Annotated in this window: 16 protein-coding genes; 1 reads left to right on the plus strand and 15 read right to left on the minus strand. The window is 73.6% G+C overall.

The window, feature by feature from the left end:
* Positions 1 to 44: 44 nt before the first annotated feature.
* The 11 genes from ACWFQ8_RS10265 to ACWFQ8_RS10315 form a co-directional block, all read right to left on the minus strand.
* The gene (locus ACWFQ8_RS10265) at positions 45 to 842 is read right to left on the minus strand and encodes an ABC transporter permease (protein ID WP_453785750.1); all 798 of its coding nucleotides are present in this window, start codon (positions 840 to 842) and stop codon (positions 45 to 47) included.
* Positions 829 to 1,755: a 2-aminoethylphosphonate ABC transporter permease subunit gene (locus ACWFQ8_RS10270; protein ID WP_453785751.1), complete on the minus strand. Its 927-nt coding sequence runs from the start codon at positions 1,753 to 1,755 to the stop codon at positions 829 to 831. Before ACWFQ8_RS10270 ends, ACWFQ8_RS10265 begins: the two co-directional genes overlap by 14 nt.
* Complete coding sequence (locus tag ACWFQ8_RS10275) at positions 1,748 to 2,797, minus strand: ABC transporter ATP-binding protein (protein ID WP_453785752.1); 1,050 nt, start codon at positions 2,795 to 2,797, stop codon at positions 1,748 to 1,750. The genes ACWFQ8_RS10270 and ACWFQ8_RS10275 overlap by 8 nt, the downstream gene beginning before the upstream one ends.
* Positions 2,794 to 3,492, minus strand: a complete 699-nt coding sequence (locus ACWFQ8_RS10280; RefSeq protein ID WP_453785753.1) for a phosphonatase-like hydrolase — start codon at positions 3,490 to 3,492, stop codon at positions 2,794 to 2,796. The genes ACWFQ8_RS10275 and ACWFQ8_RS10280 overlap by 4 nt, the downstream gene beginning before the upstream one ends.
* A gap of 5 nt (positions 3,493 to 3,497) precedes the next feature.
* The gene (locus ACWFQ8_RS10285) at positions 3,498 to 4,619 is read right to left on the minus strand and encodes a TIGR03364 family FAD-dependent oxidoreductase (protein ID WP_453785754.1); all 1,122 of its coding nucleotides are present in this window, start codon (positions 4,617 to 4,619) and stop codon (positions 3,498 to 3,500) included.
* A gap of 234 nt (positions 4,620 to 4,853) precedes the next feature.
* On the minus strand, positions 4,854 to 5,618 hold the full coding sequence (locus ACWFQ8_RS10290; protein WP_453785755.1) for a GntR family transcriptional regulator: 765 nt from the start codon (positions 5,616 to 5,618) through the stop codon (positions 4,854 to 4,856).
* A 9-nt stretch (positions 5,619 to 5,627) separates the two neighbouring features.
* Positions 5,628 to 6,272: a hypothetical protein gene (locus ACWFQ8_RS10295; RefSeq protein WP_453785855.1), complete on the minus strand. Its 645-nt coding sequence runs from the start codon at positions 6,270 to 6,272 to the stop codon at positions 5,628 to 5,630.
* Positions 6,273 to 6,563: 291 nt separating this feature from the next.
* Positions 6,564 to 6,734, minus strand: coding sequence for a zinc finger domain-containing protein (locus ACWFQ8_RS10300; protein WP_453785756.1), 171 nt, complete (start codon positions 6,732 to 6,734; stop codon positions 6,564 to 6,566).
* 489 nt (positions 6,735 to 7,223) lie between these two features.
* The gene (locus tag ACWFQ8_RS10305; RefSeq protein ID WP_453785757.1) at positions 7,224 to 9,254 is read right to left on the minus strand and encodes a hypothetical protein; all 2,031 of its coding nucleotides are present in this window, start codon (positions 9,252 to 9,254) and stop codon (positions 7,224 to 7,226) included.
* Positions 9,255 to 9,552: 298 nt separating this feature from the next.
* On the minus strand, positions 9,553 to 10,320 hold the full coding sequence (locus ACWFQ8_RS10310) for a hypothetical protein (RefSeq protein WP_453785758.1): 768 nt from the start codon (positions 10,318 to 10,320) through the stop codon (positions 9,553 to 9,555).
* A gap of 532 nt (positions 10,321 to 10,852) precedes the next feature.
* A complete protein-coding gene (locus tag ACWFQ8_RS10315) occupies positions 10,853 to 12,259 on the minus strand; it encodes an ROK family transcriptional regulator (RefSeq protein ID WP_453785856.1) in 1,407 nt (468 codons plus the stop codon).
* Positions 12,260 to 12,407: 148 nt separating this feature from the next.
* Between ACWFQ8_RS10315 and ACWFQ8_RS10320 the strand changes: the two genes are divergently transcribed.
* On the plus strand, positions 12,408 to 13,529 hold the full coding sequence (locus ACWFQ8_RS10320) for a Gfo/Idh/MocA family protein (protein ID WP_453785759.1): 1,122 nt from the start codon (positions 12,408 to 12,410) through the stop codon (positions 13,527 to 13,529).
* 120 nt (positions 13,530 to 13,649) lie between these two features.
* Here the strand turns inward: ACWFQ8_RS10320 and ACWFQ8_RS10325 are convergent, their stop codons facing one another.
* The 4 genes from ACWFQ8_RS10325 to ACWFQ8_RS10340 all read right to left on the minus strand — a co-directional run bounded on the left by ACWFQ8_RS10325 (position 13,650) and on the right by ACWFQ8_RS10340 (position 16,971).
* Entirely contained in the window at positions 13,650 to 14,507 is an 858-nt protein-coding gene (locus ACWFQ8_RS10325; protein ID WP_453785760.1) for a fumarylacetoacetate hydrolase family protein, read from the minus strand.
* A gap of 122 nt (positions 14,508 to 14,629) precedes the next feature.
* A complete protein-coding gene (locus tag ACWFQ8_RS10330) occupies positions 14,630 to 15,385 on the minus strand; it encodes a YidC/Oxa1 family membrane protein insertase (RefSeq protein WP_453785761.1) in 756 nt (251 codons plus the stop codon).
* Positions 15,386 to 15,548: 163 nt separating this feature from the next.
* Positions 15,549 to 15,908 (minus strand): DUF6412 domain-containing protein, encoded by a 360-nt coding sequence (locus tag ACWFQ8_RS10335; protein WP_453785762.1) that lies wholly within the window; start codon positions 15,906 to 15,908, stop codon positions 15,549 to 15,551.
* 244 nt (positions 15,909 to 16,152) lie between these two features.
* On the minus strand, positions 16,153 to 16,971 hold the full coding sequence (locus tag ACWFQ8_RS10340; protein ID WP_453785763.1) for a class E sortase: 819 nt from the start codon (positions 16,969 to 16,971) through the stop codon (positions 16,153 to 16,155).
* Between the last annotated feature and the right edge of the window lie 7 nt (positions 16,972 to 16,978).

The raw sequence follows: 16,978 nt of genomic DNA on the forward strand, positions 1-16,978 counted from the left end.
CGGGGGCGGGGAGTTCGGCGGAAGGAGGGGAGCCGCGGCGGGCGTCAGCGGTACGAGGCCCTGGTGCGGACGCGGGAGACGGCGAGCAGGACCAGCAGGGTGGTGGCCATCAGGACCACGGCGACGGCGGAGCCGCTGAAGAGCGCCCCCCGGTCGGTGGCGGTGAAGACGCGGACCGGGAGGGGCATCCAGTCCGGCGGGTAGAGCATCATCGTGGCGCTGAGTTCGCCCATGGACAGGGCGAAGCAGAGCCCCGCGGCGGCCGTCAGGGACGGCAGCAGCAGCGGCAGCCTGACCCGCCACAGCACGTAAGCGGGCCGGGCGCCGAGGGAGGCGGCGGCCTGCTCGTACGCAGGGTCGAGCCGTACGATCGCCGCCGCGACGGACTGGTGGGCGAAGGCCGTCACGAGGACCGTGTGCGCCAGGACGACGATGGAGCCGGTGCCGTTGAGCAGCAGCGGCGGCCGGCTGAAGGCGACGAGCACGGCCAGGCCGACGACCACGGAGGGCACCGCGACGGGCAGCATGAACAGGGCGTCCAGGGCGCGCTTCCCGCGCCGGCCCAGGCTCGCGCCGGCCAGCGCCGCCCAGGTGCCGACGGTGAGCGCGAGCAGGCTGGCGGCAGCGGCGGTGGCCAGGCTGGTGGCCAGCGCCCGGAGGGACTCGCCGCGTACGGCGGCGGCGTAGTTCCCGGTGGTCGGGGCGGAGGGGAAGGCCCCGGACCAGTGCCCGGCGAAGGAGGCGGCGACCACGACGAGCAGGGGGAGGGCGAAGAGGGGCAGGAAGAGGAGGCCGAAGAGGCTCCAGGCGGCCCAGCGGCCGGCCCGGCTATGCACCAGCACGGTTGCTCACCACCCGGTAGAGGCCGAACAGGCCGACGGAGATCGCGATGTTAACCACGGCGACCACGCAGGCGGCCGGGTAGTCGGATTCGAGGATCGCCTTGCCGTAGATGAGCATCGGGAGCGTGGTGACGTCCTTGGCTCCGGTGAACAGGACGATGCCGAACTCGTTGAGGCACATGACGAGGACGAGGCTGCCGCCGGCGGCGAGGGCCGGGAGGGCCTCGGGGAGGATGACCCGGCGGACGATCCGGGCGGGGCGGGCGCCGAGGCCGGCCGCGACGTCCAACTGGGCGGTGTCCAGTTGGGAGAAGGCGGCGAGCAGGGGGCGCATCACGAAGGGCGTGAAGTAGGTGATCTCCGCGAGGAGTACGCCCCAGGGGGTGGTGAGGAAGCGGAAGGGTCCGTCGGCGCCGGTGAGGTCCGTCCAGACGCCGTTGGCCATGCCGACGGTGCCGTAGATGAAGAGGAGGGCGAGGGTGATGAGGAAGGAGGGGAAGGAGAGGAAGACGTCGATGAACTTCGCGACGGCGCGGGCGCCGGGGAAGGGTACGAAGGCGATGACGAGCGCGAGCATGAAACCGAGGACGAGGCAGCCGGCAGTGGCGCCGACGGCCAGCCAGACGGTGGTGGCGAGGGCCTCGCGGAAGGCGGCGGAGGCGAAGACGGAGCCGTAGGCGGCGAAGGGGCCGTCACCGCCCACGGGGGTGAGCGACTGCTGGACGACCAGCGCGAGGGGGTAGAGGAACACCAGCCCGAGCACGACCACGGGCGGCACCGCCCATGCGCTGCGCCCGATCCGGCCCCGCCGGCGTTCGAGGCGCGGGGGCCCGGGGGGAGCGCCACCGGCAACGGCGCCGCGGGCCTGCCGGGCGGGGATCGCCGCCGGTGCGGGGCCCGGGGCCTCAGGCATCGGACACCCCCGCGGCCAGCAGCACGGCGTCCCGCGGCTCGAAGTGCAGCGTCACCCGGTCCCCCGGCGCGGGCGTCTCCCGCAGCTCCGGCACGTCCGCCTTCACCCGGTGGCCGTCGACGTCGACGTACAGCCGGTGCGTGGCGCCGCGCCACTGGACCTCGGCGACCGTGCCGCTCAGCGCGTTCGGGCCGTCCCCGAGGCCGAGCAGGTGCGGCCGTACGCACAAGGTGGCGCTCGCGCCCGGGGCAGCGCGCCCCCGGTCCAGTGCCAGCGCGTGCCCGGCGAACAGCGCGCCGGCCTCGGCCACGGTGACCGGCAGCAGGTTCGCGTTGCCGACGAACGAGGCGGTGAACTCGGTGCGCGGGGCCCGGTACAGATCCTGCGGGGTACCGCAGTCCTGGAGCCGGGAGGAGTCCATGACGGCGATCCGGTCCGCGAGGGTGAGGGCCTCGACCTGGTCATGGGTGACGTACAGGAGGGAGACGTCGGGGAGTTCGCGGTGCAGCCGGGCCAGTTCGGCGAGCATCCCGGAGCGCAGCTGCGCGTCGAGCGCGGACAGCGGCTCGTCGAGCAGCAGCACGCCGGGGCGGATCGCGAGGGCCCGGGCGATGGCCACCCGCTGCTGCTGGCCGCCCGACAGCTCGCGGGGGTAGCGCTCGGCGTAGGACGACATGCCCGTCAGCTCCAGGACCTCGGCGACCCGGCCGGGGATCTCGGCCCGGGGCGCCTTCCGCGCCTTGAGGCCGAAGGCGACGTTGTCCTCGACCCGCATGTGCGGGAAGAGCGCGTACTGCTGGACGACCATGCCGATGCCGCGCTTGTGCGGCGGCAGCGCGGTGACGTCCCGGCCGCCGATCAGCACCCGGCCCGCCACGGGCCGGACGAAACCGGCGACCGCGCGCAGGGCCGTCGTCTTGCCGGAGCCGGAGGGGCCGAGCAGGGCCATGACCTCACCGGGCTCGACGGTCAGGTCGAGGGAGTCCAGGACGGTGGTGCCGCCGTATGCGACGGACACCCCCTCGAAGCGGATGCCGCTCACGCCGACTCCGCTAGGACGTGCGGCAGTTCGGCGACGGAGCCGAGGACATGGGTGGCTCCGTGTCCGGCGAGCGCCGCCCGGTCGTGGGCCCCGGTGAGGACGCCCGCAACGGTCGCGGCTCCGGCGCGGACGCCGCTGAGGATGTCGTACGCGGTGTCGCCGGCGACGACGACGTCGCGTACGTCGGCCACCGCGCCGGTGCGCAGGAACGCGGCCAGCACCATGTCGGGGTAGGGCCGGCCGCGACCGCCCGCGTCGGCCGGGCAGAGGGTGAGGTCGGCGAGGTCGCGCCAGCCGAGGGCGTCGAGGACGGCGTCCTGGGTGACCCGGGCGAATCCGGTGGTCAGGACGACGGTGCGGCCCTCGGCGCGGAGCTGCTCGATGGTCTCGCGGGCGCCGGGGAGGGGGGCGACGAGACCGCCGTCGACGAGGTCCGCGTACGCCTCCTCGAAGGCGGAGTTGGCGCGCCGCGCGAGTTCCTCCGTACCGAAGAGGTGGCGGAAGACGGAGATCTTCGACTCGCCCATGGTGTCGCGTACGTATCGCAGCTTCTCGGCGTGGCCGGGGGTGCCGGCCTCGACACCGAGGCGCTCGGCGGCGCGTTCGAAGGCGCGCTCGACGAGGCCGCCGTCGGCGACGGTGGTGCCGGCCATGTCGAGGACGATCAGTTTGCGGGGATCGGTGGGATCGCTCATCTGACTTACCAGCCCAGTTCGTTCGCGGTGGTCTCGGCTATGGCGGGGGAACAGGTCATGCCGCGTCCGCCGGGTCCCGTCACCAACCAGACGCCGTCCGCCACCCGCTGGCGGTGCACGACGCGGGTGGTGTCGGTGCACTGCGCGTACACGCCCGCCCAGCGGCGGCGGATCTTCGGCAGCGGGCGGCCCAGGAAGGATTCGACGACCTCGGTGAGGTGGTCGTAGGGGTCTTCGAGGGTGTCGAACGCGAAGGGGTGCTCGTACTCGTGGGTGTCGCCGATGGTCAGCCCGCCGTCGCGCCGCTGGACCATCAGCAGTTGCATCCGGTGGGCGGCGGCGGTCGGCGCCTGGGGCTGCTCGGCGTTCAGGTCGTCGAGGGCGGCGCAGGCGTAGGCGGGGTAGTAGCGGAAGCTGTCGGCGTCCGCGACCGAGGTGGTGAGATCTTCCCCGAGCGGGGCGGTCTGCATCATCTGGAGCCGGACGCGGCGCACGGGCAGGTCGGGGGCCAGTTCGCGGACCAGGCCGGACAGCCAGGCGCCGGTGGCCAGGACGACGGCGTCGCCCCGGTGGATGTCGCCGCGGTCGTCGCGGACCGCGGCGGGCCCGACGACCTCGCGGACCTCGCGGCCGGGGAGGAAGGTGTAGCGGCCCGTCGCCCGGAGCGCCTCGCGGAGGTGGAGCTGGGCGGTGCGCGGCTCGACGGCGGCGTCGCGCTCGCACCACAGGGCGGCCTCGAAGGCGCCGCGCAGGGCCGGGTTGACCTTCCGCGCCTCGTCCGCGGTGATCAGCTCGTAGCCGCGGGCGGCGGCGTCGGGGCGGGCCGCGGCCGCCTCGGCGACCGCGTACTCGCGGGGGCCCCGGACGGGGGTGAGGGAGCCGATGGCGCGGAAGCCCAGTCCGGGCACCTGCGCGCCGAGGCGCTCCCACAGCTCGCGGGCCCGCAGGGCGGTGTCGAGCTCCTCGCCACCGGCCCGTCCGCTGACCCAGATCTGGCCGAAATTGCGCAGTGACGCTCCTCGGGCCTCGGCCTCCCGCTCGATCTGGACGACCTCGTGGCCGCGTTCGACTGCTTGCCAGGCGTGCATGGTGCCGACCACGCCGCCTCCTACGACTATGACTCTCACGCCGTTCACGGTGGGTCCGGGCCGTGACCCGGGAGGGGCTCGGTGGCGACGGGGCCGTGAACAGCCCACGACGTTTGGACTAGACCCGTTATCTTCTCGTGATGTACGGATGCCTGTTCGTGCCGATATGGGTGGACTGGGGGGTCGGGGGCTGGGGGGGTCCGGGGCTCGGCGGCTCGGCGGCTCGCTCGGTGCTCGGTGCTCGGTGCTCGGTGCTCGGTGCTCGGTCCGGGACTATTCGGGCCGCAGGTGGGTCGTGAAACTGAACCGGTCGCCCCGGTAGAGCGAACGCACCCGCTCCAGCGGCCGGCCCTCCCGGTCCCGCGAGAACCGGTGGATGAGCAGCATGGGAAGGGCCGGCGGGGTACCGATCAGCAGGGCCTCGCGGGGCGTGGCGAGGACCGTCTCCAGCTTCTCGTCGGCGTCGCCGAAGGAGATGCCGAGGCGGTCCCGGAGGTACCCGTAGAAGGAGGAGTCCGGCCGGAAGTCGCTGTCCAGGCGGGGTGCGCGGGCCACGCGGACGTACGTGCTCTCCAGCCCGACCCGCTCGTCGTCGGCCAGCAGCACCCGCTCCAGGTGCCAGACGGCCTCGCCGGGCTCGGCGCCGATGTCGGGGGCGAGTTCGGGCGGGCAGGGGAACCGCTCCAGCCCGATGAGGTGCCGGCCGGGGCGGCGGCCCTGGCGGCGGACGCCCTCGGTGTAGCTGGCGAGGGACAGCGGCTGCTCCAGCTTCGGGCCGGCGGCGACGGTGCCGCGGCCGGAGCGGCGCAGCCGGCCTTCGAGCAGCAGCTCGCGCAGGGCTTGGCGGACGGTCTCGCGGGACACCGCGTACCGCTCGGCGAGGTCGCGTTCGGTGGGCAGCGCGCCGCCTTCGCCGAGCTCGTCGAGGAGTTCGGCGATCCGGGCCTTGACCGCGTAGTACTTGGGGATGCGGCCGTGTTCCGGGATGCCGGATCGGACGGGCGAGCCGGGGCGGTGGGGCGGGATCTGTTCTTCCACGCGGGGACTCTATGCGGGACACGTGAACGGACCGCGCCGCGCGGCAGCCCCCGACCCCGGCCGCCCCACGCGGCCCGACCCCGCGCGGCCCGACCGCGCGCACCGGGGCGGGGATGCGGGGGCCGGGGCCCGGCCCCACAGCGCGGCCCGCGGGGGCCGGTCGCGCACCGGGACGGGGATGCGGGGACCGGTGACAGGGTTGCGGCACCCCCGGGTCGTGGGTGGGTCTACCGCATCTCGGCGTTCGGGTGGGGTTGGGACTGGAGCCGTTCGCGGATGTCGATCTCCTCGGTCCGGCGGATGCGCGCGGGCGTGGGCCGCAGGGACAGGCCGTCGTCGGCCGCGGTGGCCTCGGCTTCCGCGAGGGCGCGGCAGAGCGAGGCGACCGACGGGGACCTGCCCGCGTTCTTCCCGACCTTGATGGTCAGCTTCTTCGCGATCTCGGGGACGGGGATGCCCTTGTCCCTTGGACGCGGCGATGAACTGCCCTTCGAGGGTCTTCTCCCGGATGTAGTTGCGCTCGATCCGCCCGGCCACGGCGAGAACGGCGAAGAACATGGCGCCCATGCCGTTGGGGTCGTAGATGCCGGTGAGCGAGCCGGTGAGGAGTTCGAGCTGGATGCCGCCGGCCTGGAGCTCGGCGGACAGCGTCATCAGCTCGGCCGCGTTGCGCGCGAGGCGCTTGAGCTCGTGCACCGTGAGGATGACGGGGGTCTCGGGGGCGGCCTCCTTGAACTGGTGGGCCGGGGCGGGCGCCTTCTCCTGCTCGGCCGGACCTTGACGGGGGTGCTGATCTGCTCCTTGAGGACCGTGTCACTCCGCACGGTGGAGGGCTTCAAGCTGACTCGCCAGCTCCTGCCGCGCGGTCGGCGTCCTGGCGTACCCGATGCGGACCGGGCGCTCGGTGCGGGGCGCGGGGACGATGGCGAGTGCCGGGCCCTGCTTTCACGCGCGGCCGGGGTGGCGGTCGGCGGGGACGAGGGCTTCGAGTTCCTCGCGGAGCGCGGGGACGAGGACGAAGCGGGGGGTGTGGTACTGCGCGGCGGTCTTCCCGTCGCGGGTGCGGCAGGCGGAGCCGGCGGGCGCGTCACAGTTCGGGCAGCCGTGACGTTCCACCGCGCCAATGCGGCCCGATCGGGCGTGAGTTCCATCCGGGAAAGCCTCTAAGAAGTGCCTCGCACAACGTGCGGGTTTCGAGAGGACTTCTGCGAACAGCGACCTGAGGAAACGTGTTCACTCCGGGGGCTCTCGCAGAACTCTCACAGATGAACATTTATGAGAGGCATCGAGTCTTGGTTCAGAGACCCCCAGCCGCAAAGTAGCGAGACGATCACGTGCTCGACGCCGCGGCGGCCTGCTCGTTGTGTTTGCGGAGCATCCGTATGGCGTGGCGGGTGAGGGGTCCAGCCGGGGTGAGGTCGAGGCCACAACCGCCGGCCGGTGCCGTACCAACCTCATCGAGCCGCCCACCCCGGGGCCCTCCCTGGATCGTCCGGGCCCGCGCAAGAGGGCGGCTTCGGTTCAAGGAGGAGCCGACCCGTTCTGGGCCGGAGAGCCATGGGGTGATGGCGGCCCGAGCAGGGCGGCTCCGGTGACCTTGAGGGCTCAAGCGGGTTCGGCGCGGCGGTACATGACGTACATGTGGTCGCCAAGGGCGGCGAGGGAGGGCTGGTCCATCATGCGGATGGTGTCCCAGCCCAGCCAGAGGAACATCATCCAGTTACGCTCGTTGGCGGGTGCGCTGTTCACCTCCAGTTTGCCCTTGATGCTGCGACTGGCGACGTAGACCCGCCCGCCGCCTTCGGCGGCCGCCGGCCCGTGCTCGGTGTCGTCGTTCCAAGGGTCGGGGCCGTACATGTCGTTCTCCCAGACGGGATAATCCGGAAAATTCCGATCTCCAGGTTCGACGGTGTCCGTAATGATCGTGGGGTGCGTGGAGGTGCGGTAGGCGACCTTGAGTTTGCCTTGGTGGAAGAAGACGGCCGGCCCGCTTGGAGTTTCGTGCCCGGTGGTGGCGACGGTGGAGGGGAAGCCGTCACCCTCCACACGCATCTTGCCGGTGGCGTCGTCGCGGAAGACCACCACGGAACCGTCGGGGGAAAGGCCCGGGCCGTACAGCCACGAGTTACCGCGGGCCTTCTGGCGGGGACCCCAGGTGGTGCCGTCGTAGTCGCTGATGACGACGGCACCGTCGTCCTCAAGGTCCGAGAAGGCGCACCGCAGTGTGCCGTTGCGGACGGCGGCGGAGGGCTGGCAGGCGGTGTGGAAGTCACCGACCGGAACGGGCTGGGTCCAGGTGGGGCCCTGCAGGTGGCTGAACATCAGGTGCTGGTCGCCGGGGCGAGAGAAGAAGGCGTACAGCGTGCCGTCGTGGCCCACCAGGCACGGAGCACTCTCGCTGCGCCATCCCAGTGGCACCGGGACCGCGTCCATGGGCCCGTTCTCGTGTTCTCCCAGGGGAAAGCGGGTCATCTCGATCGTGCCGACGGGCCAGGTGGGACGGTCCCCCTCGCTCCTGATCTTCAGGACATGCCGGCCGTCCCCGTCGAAGGTAAACCTGTGTCTGGGGGAGTCGCTGAGGTGCATCCTGGCCACCTGGTTGAAGTCCATCAGGATGCTGCGTTCGGCCGAGAGGTCGTCGTAGTTGCGCAGCTTCTCCGAGATGAGCAGGAACATCTTGCCGATCTCGAAGCTCACCCCGACCCAGACGGGCAGCACACCGAGGAAGCTGTCGATGAGCAGGAGCGTTTCCAGGGAGGCTGCTGCCTCCCTCAGCGCCTTGATCAGGGCCGTGTCCCATTCGCTGCTGCTCTGGTCCGCCTCCCAGCACTGGATCGCCACGCCGACGAACTGGCCCATGGGGGCGTCGTAGAGGGTGGTTTTGTAGAAGTGGCGGGTCTCGCCCTTCTTCATCGAACCGAACTCTTCTGAGCGGAAGGCGCCCTGGCCGGCGGCGGCTGCGGTCCAGTAGATCTCATCCTTGCCGCCGCCCTGGTCCCCGACCGCCCGCTCCACCTTGAAACTGTCCAGCACCAGCTTCACCCGGAACGACGCGGCCACGCCCGGGCCCCCACCGGCCCCATCCGGCGTGTTCTCCTGGGCTCCCGGGACATCGGCCATGGGTTCGGCGGGCGGGGCGAACGCGGTGATCCCGAGCTTGCGCTCCTTGCACACCGCGATGAACGCCTCGCTGTCCGAACCCTCTTCCGCGGCCTCGAACGCATCCACCACACGGACGTTGGGAGCCGCCAGCGCCTCGTCGACGACCTGGGAGAAATCCCGGCGCAGGTCCGCCACCGCGTATCCCTCAGCCACGCTCCGCCCCGTGATCACCTTGGGCACCAGCGCCGACCGCCCCTGGGCGGTCACCACCTCCCGGTACACCCGGCCCCACTCGCGGATCTCGGCCTCCGGGATCGCCGGAGCGACCGCGTCCAGCAGCAGCCGCTCCAGATCCGTGGGGGTGCGGCCCTGGCGCAACCGGTCCGCACCGTGCAGCAGCGCGCCGATCAGCACGTTGCCGTACGGTCCCGACTCCAGCGCCTGCACCAGCCGGTCCGGCTCCCCCGCTCCCGTCAGCTGGACCCGCAACCGCTCCAGCCGCTCCTGCTCCGTCGACTTCACCCTGTCCGCCACAACAGAACCTCCCGCGCACCCAGCCTGCCCGGAGCCGGAAAGCCCCAGCCAGCCGATGCTAGAGCCCCTGACCGACCTTTCATCACAGAAAGGATCAACAAGATAAAAATGGACCCACACGGCCATCTTTATCGCCCATTCCGCCCGTACTGAACCGGCGGTCCGGTACACGGGAATGAGGGCCACAGCAGTTACACAGCGCTACACGTCACCTGGCGGAAGCTATACGAGAACAGGGCCGAGGCCGGACGGACTGGACCAGGCTCTCGACCCGCTTGCGCAGCCAGGCCAGCGGGGATCAGCGGGCGGGACGCTGCCGGCGGTCGGGGGCGCGCAGTCGGCGGGCGCCGAGGAGCAGGCCGCCGCCGGCGGCGAGGGCGACCGCCGCCCCGGCGGCGCCGTACGTCCACGTGCGCGGCCCGGTGCGCGCGAGGGAGCCGGCCTCGACGGGGTCCTGCGGGCCCTCGACGGTGAACCGGTAGCCCCCGGCCTCGCCGACCCAGTCCCCGTCGTCCGCCCGGCGCTGGACGAGGGCGGCGTCGGCGACGACCTCGCCGGTCGGGGCGTCGGAGGCGAACGCGAGGCCGACCTTGACGGTCAGGGTGCCGCCGGCGCCGACGGTGAAGCCCGGGAAGGCGTCGCCGCCGTCGAAGACGGCGATGATCTCGTCGCGGTCGGTGTGCTCCAGGCTGGCGGGGAAGGTGCCGCCGGGGGCGTCGAACTCCATGCGCAGGTGGGCGGGGCGCAGGGCGCGGGCCGTGTCGGCGAGGACGACGACGGGGTGGATGTCGGTGCACTCGGAGTTCGTGGTGTTGGTGAGGTCGAGGTACCAGGTCTGCGGGTCCCCGCCGGTTCGGTACACGGCCGGACCGCCGCGGATGCGGGCTCCGATGGGGAAGGCGGAACTCTTCCCGTCGCCGCAGGTGGCCTTCACGCGGGACGGCAGGGCGGGCGCGGGGCGGGCCCCGCCGCCGGTGCCGATGTCCGCGGTGGCGGTGGGCACGGAGCCCGCGGCCAGGGCGGCGGAGAGGACGGCGGTGAGGGCAAGGGCTTTGCGCAGTCGCATGGAAGACCTTCGCTGCTCGCCGGACGGGACGATGATCGGACCAGGTGACAATCACCTCGGCCCTGCTCGCACCCTGCCACGCACGCGCGACCCCTTTGAGGGCGCCGCGCCTGAGTCACCCCGGTTTACGCCCGATCGGCGGACGCCGTCAAGACGCGCCCACCGCCACCGGGAGCGGCTACCTCCACTCGCCCGCCCGCAGGTCAGACCCGGCCCACCACCAAGGCGAGCCGAGCTCACCATGGGGTGCGCCCCGAGCACCGCCTGGAGACCCCGCCGCGCGGCCCTCGCACACCGTGCCGCACTTCTCGCCCACCCGCCCGGAAGCCAGGCCCGGCGCCGGGAGCGGCAACCGCCCCACGCCCGCCCCCAGGCCAGACCCGACCCGCCACCGGAAGCGGAAACCGGCCCACGCCGGCCTGGAGGGCAGACCCGGCGCCCGCCACCGGAAGCGGAAACCGGCGCTGCCCGCCCGGAGGCCAGACGCAGCCCGCCGCCGGAAGCGGGAACCGCCCTACGCCCCGGCCGGAGGTCAGGCGCGGCCGAAGAACGGGGACAGGGCCAGTTCCGCCGCGCCCTCCGCCACGCCCGCCGTCGCGAGGGCCACGGTGGGCGGGGGCGAGGTGAGGGCGCGGGCCGCGAGCACGGCGCGGACCCCGGCAACGAAGACGTCCGGGGCGGAGGTCACCACGCGGCCGCCCAGTACGACGTGGTCCACGTCCAGCAGCGCCACCAGGTTCGCCGCGCCCTCCCCGAGGATCCGGGCCGCTTCGGGAAGGTCGCCGCGGGCCACCGCCGCCAGGCAGAGCACCTCGGCGCAGCCGCGCGCCCCGCACCGGCACGGCGGACCGTCCAGGCTGAGCACCTGGTGCCCGAACTCACCCGCCGCCGAACGCGCCCCCCGGTACACCTCGCCGCCCAACCGCAGTCCGGCACCCAACCCGGTACTGACGTGCAGGTACACCGAGGTGAGGGCCCCGGCCCCCGCACCACCACCCTGCGGACCGGCCGGACCGGCCGGACCGGTGGTGTCGGTTGAGACGGCCGGGGCGGTGGTCGTACTGGCCGTACCGGCGAGGGCTGCCGAGGCAGCCGGGGCACGCAGCGCAGTCTTACCGGCCGGTGCCACCGCGGCCGCCGCCGGGACCACTGGGACGGTCGTGCCGGCCTGGGCCACCGGGACCACCGGGGCCGCCGTACCGGCCGGGGCCACCGGGACCACCGGGCCGGTCGAACCAGCCGGGGCCACCGGGGCCGGCGGGACCGGCGGAGCCACCGGGGCCGGTGGGGGGTGGTGGGCTGCGGCGGCCGCGTTCGTGTCCTTGTCCAGCAGCACCGGCAGCCCCAGCCGACGCTCCAGCACCTCCCGCAGCGGGAACCCGTCCCACTGCGGAAACCCGGTGACCCGCCCCATCACACCGGTCCGGTGATCCAGCGGGCCCGGCGCCGCCACGCCCGCGCCCAGGACCGGCACCTCGGTCCCGGCCACCTCGCGGACCCGCGCCACCGCGCGGACCACCGCCTCCACCACCACGTCCGGGTCCGCCCCGAAGTCCAGCGGCCCGCCGGCCTCCGCGACGACCCCGCCCGCCAGGTCCACCCGTACCGCCCGGAGTTCGTCCCGGTCCAGGTGCACCCCGACCGCGTGGCGTGCCTGCGGCACCAGCCGGAGCAGGGTGCGCGGCTTGCCGCCGGTGGATGCGGCGCGGCCCGCCTCCGCGACCAGCCCCTCCGCGCCGAGCCGGGCCGTGATCTTGCTGACCGCCTGCGGGGTGAGGCCCGTACGGGCAGCGAGATCCGCGCGGCCCAGGCCGGTCGGTCCGGCCGCGCGCAGCAGGTCGAGCAGCAGCGCCTCGTTGTGGCCGCGCAGCGCCGGCAGGTTCACCCCGCCCAGGCCGCTGCCACTGCCACCGCCGCTGCCGCTGCCGCTGCCGCCCACGCCACCGCCGCTGCCGCCCGCGCCACCGCCGCCGCCCAGGCCACTACCACTGCCGCCGGTATGTCCGGCGCCCTCGCCGCTACCCCTGTTCACCCGGCCATTGTCCACCTTCCTTGCACTTCGGCAACACTGTTGCCAAAGTGGCAGCATGAACGCCACCGCCCCCACTCACCCCCTCCGCGTCGGCCTCATCGGCTACGGACTCGCCGGTTCCGTCTTCCACGCCCCCCTCGTGGCCGCCACCGAGGGACTCGTCCTCGACACCGTCGTCACCGCGGACCCGGCTCGGCAGGACCAGGCGCGGGCCGAGTTCCCCGACGTCCGCTTCGGCCGCTCCGCCGACGAGCTGTGGGGAGAGGGCCGCGGGGACGCACCGCCCCTCGACCTCGTCGTCATCGCCTCCCCCAACAAGACCCACGTCCCGCTCGCCACCGCCGCCCTCCGGGCGGGTCTCGCCGTCGTCGTGGACAAACCGCTGGCCGCGACCGCCGCCGAGGCGCGCGACCTGGCCTCCCTGGCCGAGCGGACCGGCACCTTCCTGTCCGTCTTCCAGAACCGCCGCTGGGACAACGACTTCCTCACCCTGCGGCGCCTCCTCGCGGACGGCGAACTCGGCACGATCCAGCGCTTCGAGTCCCGCTTCGAGCGGTGGCGGCCCCAGCTCAAGGGCGGCTGGCGCGAGTCGGGCGCACCGGAGGAGGTGGGCGGCCTCCTGTACGACCTCGGCAGCCATGTCGTGGACCAGGCGCTGACGCTGTTCGGTCCGGCCGTACGCGTCTACGCGGAGACCGACGCGCGCCGCCCGGGCGCCGAGACCGACGACGACACGTTCATCGCCGTCACGCATGCGAGCGGGGTCCGCTCCCACCTCTACGTCAGCGCGACCACCGCCCAGCTCGGCCCCCGCTTCCGCGTCCTGGGCTCGCGCGCCGGCTGGGTGAAGTACGGGCTCGACCCGCAGGAGGGGGCCCTGCGCGAAGGGCTGCGGCCGGGGACGGCCGACCAGCCGTGGGGCGAGGAGCCCGAGCACATGTGGGGGCGCGTGGGGTCGGGCGAGTCCCCGCTGACCGGGGGCGGCACGCCCGTGCGGACCGCTGCGGGCGACTACCCGGCGTACTACGCGGCCGTCGTGGCCGCCCTGCGCGACGGCGGACCGGCGCCGGTCACGGCGTACGAGGCCGCGCACTGCCTCGACGTCCTGGAGGCGGCACGGACCTCGTCCCGCGAAGGGGTGGTCGTGAAGATCGCCGCCCCGAGCACGGATCTCTGACCCCGGCCGGGACGGCAGCGGCGGCTACGGCTACGGCCTCAACTGCGGCCACGGCAGAGGGGCGGGGCCGCCGCCGCCCCGCCCCTCTCCGTACGACGCACCCTGCGCGCGCCGCGCCCGCTACGCGTTCTTGAACTCCTGGCGCTGACGGCCCAGGCCGTCGATCTCCAGCTCCACGACATCGCCCGCACGCAGGTACGGCTTCGGCTCCGGCTGCCCCATGGCCACGCCCGCCGGAGTGCCGGTGACGATGACGTCACCCGGGTAGAGGGTCATGAACCGGCTCAGGTACCGCACGACCTCACCGACCGGGAAGATCTGGTCGGCGGTGCTGCCCGACTGCTTGAGCTCGCCGTTGACCCACAGTTTCACGTCCAGGGCCTGCGGATCCGCCACCTCGTCCGCCGTCAGCAGCCAGGGGCCGATGGGGGTGAAGGTCTCGCAGTTCTTGCCCTTGTCCCAGGTGCCGCCGCGCTCGATCTGGAACTCGCGCTCCGACACGTCGTTGACCAGGACGTACCCGGCGACGTGCGCGAGGCCCTCCTCGGCGGAGGCCAGGTAGCGGGCGGTGGCGCCGATGACGACGCCGAGCTCGGCCTCCCAGTCGGTCTTCACGCTGCCGCGCGGGATCAGCACGGTGTCGTCCGGGCCGACCGCGGTGTCCGCCGCCTTGAGGAACAGGATGGGCTCGGCCGGCGGCTCCGCGCCGACCTCCGCCGCGTGCCCGAAGTAGTTCAGCCCGATGCCCACGATCTTGCCTATGCGGCCGATCGGGGCGCCGGTGCGCAGGCCTTCGGCGTCCAGGACCGGGAGTTCTCCCGATGCCGCCGCGTCCCGTACCCGGGACAGCACGCAGTGGTCGGCGAGCAGCGCGCCGTCCACATCCGTGATCAGGCCGGACAGGTCCCGCAGGGTCCCGTCCCGGTCGAGCAGCGCGGGGCGCTCCGACCCGACCGGTCCGACACGCAGCAGCTTCATGGGCATTCTCCCGTGGTCGAGGATGGTCGGCCCATGGGCATGCCCCGGGCCGGACGATGGGTTGCGGCCATCGGAGGATTGGTTGATCCTCCAAGAAGTCCGACCAATCCGCAAGACCCTGTTCACGGACCGGAACGCGCGCCGCGCTCGGCCGACGCCGCCGCAGCTCCCTCCTCCGACCGCTGCGCCCGCTCCGCCCGGTCCTTGCGGGACTGGAGCCAGGCCCTTTCGGCCACCGTCCACGCGGTGGTGGTGAGCAGGTACAGCCCGGCGGCCAGCGGTACGAGGGCGGCCGTGATCAGCGTCCCGAACGACAGCAGCGGAAGGACGCCGCCCACCTTGCGCATGAGCTCCTGCTGCTCGGCGCTCAGCTCGGGCAGACCCCCGGCAGCGCCCGCGCCAACCGCGCCGCCGGCACCGCCGCCGGTACCGGCACCGGTCGCGGTTGCGGTGCCGGCCTTCGCCGCCGTCCGCCGGGCCCGTACGGCGCTCCACGCGGCCACGACCGCGATCGCCGCGAACAGCCCGAGGAAGACCAGACCCTGCGCCCCGAACAGGCCGCCCTGCTCCAGGGCCCCGGTCCAGTGGCCCCCGAGCGGCGCGGCGAACAGCCGGTGCCCGAGCAGTCGGTTCGCCTCTCCGCCCACCTGCGCCGAGGAGAACGCCTGGTACATCACGAAGAACACCGGAAGCTGCAGCAGCAGCGGCAGGCACCCCGCCATCGGGGTCGGGGCCCGAAAGGCGGCGCGGCTCATCGGGTACAGCGCGAGCCGGACGAGCACGGTGAACAGGACGATCGCGGCAGCGGTCGCGGACTCGGCCAGTACCGGCTCCAGGAGCCGGCCCAGCTGGGCAACAAGATGAGTGAAAACGGACACGCGGGCCCTCCGAGGGGTCTCGTCGAACGTCGAAAGAGATGCGTTTCGGCGTGACGACCCGCGAGGGGCGACGACAGTGACAACCGATCAGGACCGGGTCCGGCAGCGGCCGGAAGCGGAACCGTCGGTGGAATCAGCGGAAGGCGAGAAGTACTGCGCGCCCCTACGCGGCCGTCGGGACGAGACGGCCGGGTGCCCTGGGCCGCGATCGGCCGGAGGCGTCGGGATCGCGCTGCGGCAGGAACGCCGTGCGCTGTTCGCGATCACGGATCGCGGTGCGTATCCGGTGCGGCGGCACCGGCCGCACCAGCCGCGCGGCGGCGGCCAGGGCCGCGGTGCCCAGCGCGACGGTGGCCGCCAGCGCGACCACCACGGCGCCCAGACCGCCCTCCCCGGCGAACAGGCCGAGGATCCCGCCGAGCAGCAGTGCGAGGGGGACCAAGAGAGCGAGCGCCTTCGAGGTCCGGGCGGACAGGAAGGAGGGGGAGAACGGGGCGGATCCGCCGCGTCGCTGCCGAGCCATCCGAACCGCCTCCTCCCGCTCCCGCGCACGAACTCCCGTACGCAATCCGCTCCTCGCGACCGATCCTAACCCCGCCCACCGACAACCGGGGCGAAACCCCCACCCGCCCCGCCCCGTCCCGGTCCCGCTCCCGCTCCCGCGGCAGCGGTTCGGACCGGCGCCTCCGCGTCCGGCCCGCCCGGCTGCCGGTCCCGACCGGCGGCCTGTCCTGCCGCCTCCCGCCCGACGGCCGGCCGGCCGGCCCTCAAGCCTTGAGCGTGCCCCAGACCACCAGGCGGTACCTGGAGCTGTACTCGGGCGTGCACGTGGTGAGGGTGATGTACGCGCCCGGCTCGCCGTAGCCCTCGCCCGGTTTCACGATGCTGCGCGGCACGGGCGCGATGACCCCGGTGTCGCGCTCGGTCGTCTCGGCGAGGATCTTCCCTACGACGTACGTGTACCGGCGGCCGCGGACGTCCACGACGAGCTCGTCCCCCGCACGCAGCCGGTTGATGTGGCGGAAGGGCTCGCCGTGCGTGTTCCGGTGCCCGGCGAGCGCGAAATTGCCCCGGGCCCCCGGCTGCGCGGTGCCGGGGTACTGGCCGGCGTACCCCTTGTCGAGGACGGACCGCTTGTCGACGCCCTGCGCGACGGGCACGGCCAGGCCGAGGCGCGGGATGCGCAGCACCGCGTACGCCCCCTCTCGGCCGGACGCGGCGCCCGGGGCCGGGGCCGGGGCGGCGGACCGGGTCGGCCCGGCGGCGGCCGGACCTCCGTCGGACGGCGCGGAGGAGACGTCCGGTACGGGTACGGGCTCCACCGGAGGCGGGGCCGGCGAAGGCTCCCCGGCCCCCGGATCGGGCTCCTGCTCACCGCCCCAGGCCTGCTCCAGGGCTCTGACCTGCTCCTGCGCGGCGGCGATGGCCTCCCGATTGGTCCACCACACCTGGTGCACCACCAGGAGCGCCACGACCACGCCCACCGTGGTGATCACCTCGGCGCACACCCACAGCAGCCCCGCGAGGGCGCGCCAACGCGCCCGCCGGCCGCTCCCCTGCACCACCACCGGTACGTGATCTCTCACGGCGGCA

It is taken from the genome of Streptomyces sp. NPDC055254 (assembly GCF_053606025.1).

Coding starts and splice junctions, on each gene's coding strand:
- ACWFQ8_RS10270 (WP_453785751.1), bottom strand. CDS start 1,755: ATGCCTGAGGCCCCGGGCCCCGCACCGGCGGCGATCCCCGCCCGGCAG.
- ACWFQ8_RS10280 (WP_453785753.1), bottom strand. CDS start 3,492: ATGAGCGATCCCACCGATCCCCGCAAACTGATCGTCCTCGACATGGCC.
- ACWFQ8_RS10295 (WP_453785855.1), bottom strand. CDS start 6,272: ATGACGCTGTCCGCCGAGCTCCAGGCCGGCGGCATCCAGCTCGAACTC.
- ACWFQ8_RS10310 (WP_453785758.1), bottom strand. CDS start 10,320: ATGCGACTGCGCAAAGCCCTTGCCCTCACCGCCGTCCTCTCCGCCGCC.
- ACWFQ8_RS10320 (WP_453785759.1), top strand. CDS start 12,408: ATGAACGCCACCGCCCCCACTCACCCCCTCCGCGTCGGCCTCATCGGC.
- ACWFQ8_RS10325 (WP_453785760.1), bottom strand. CDS start 14,507: ATGAAGCTGCTGCGTGTCGGACCGGTCGGGTCGGAGCGCCCCGCGCTG.
- ACWFQ8_RS10335 (WP_453785762.1), bottom strand. CDS start 15,908: ATGGCTCGGCAGCGACGCGGCGGATCCGCCCCGTTCTCCCCCTCCTTC.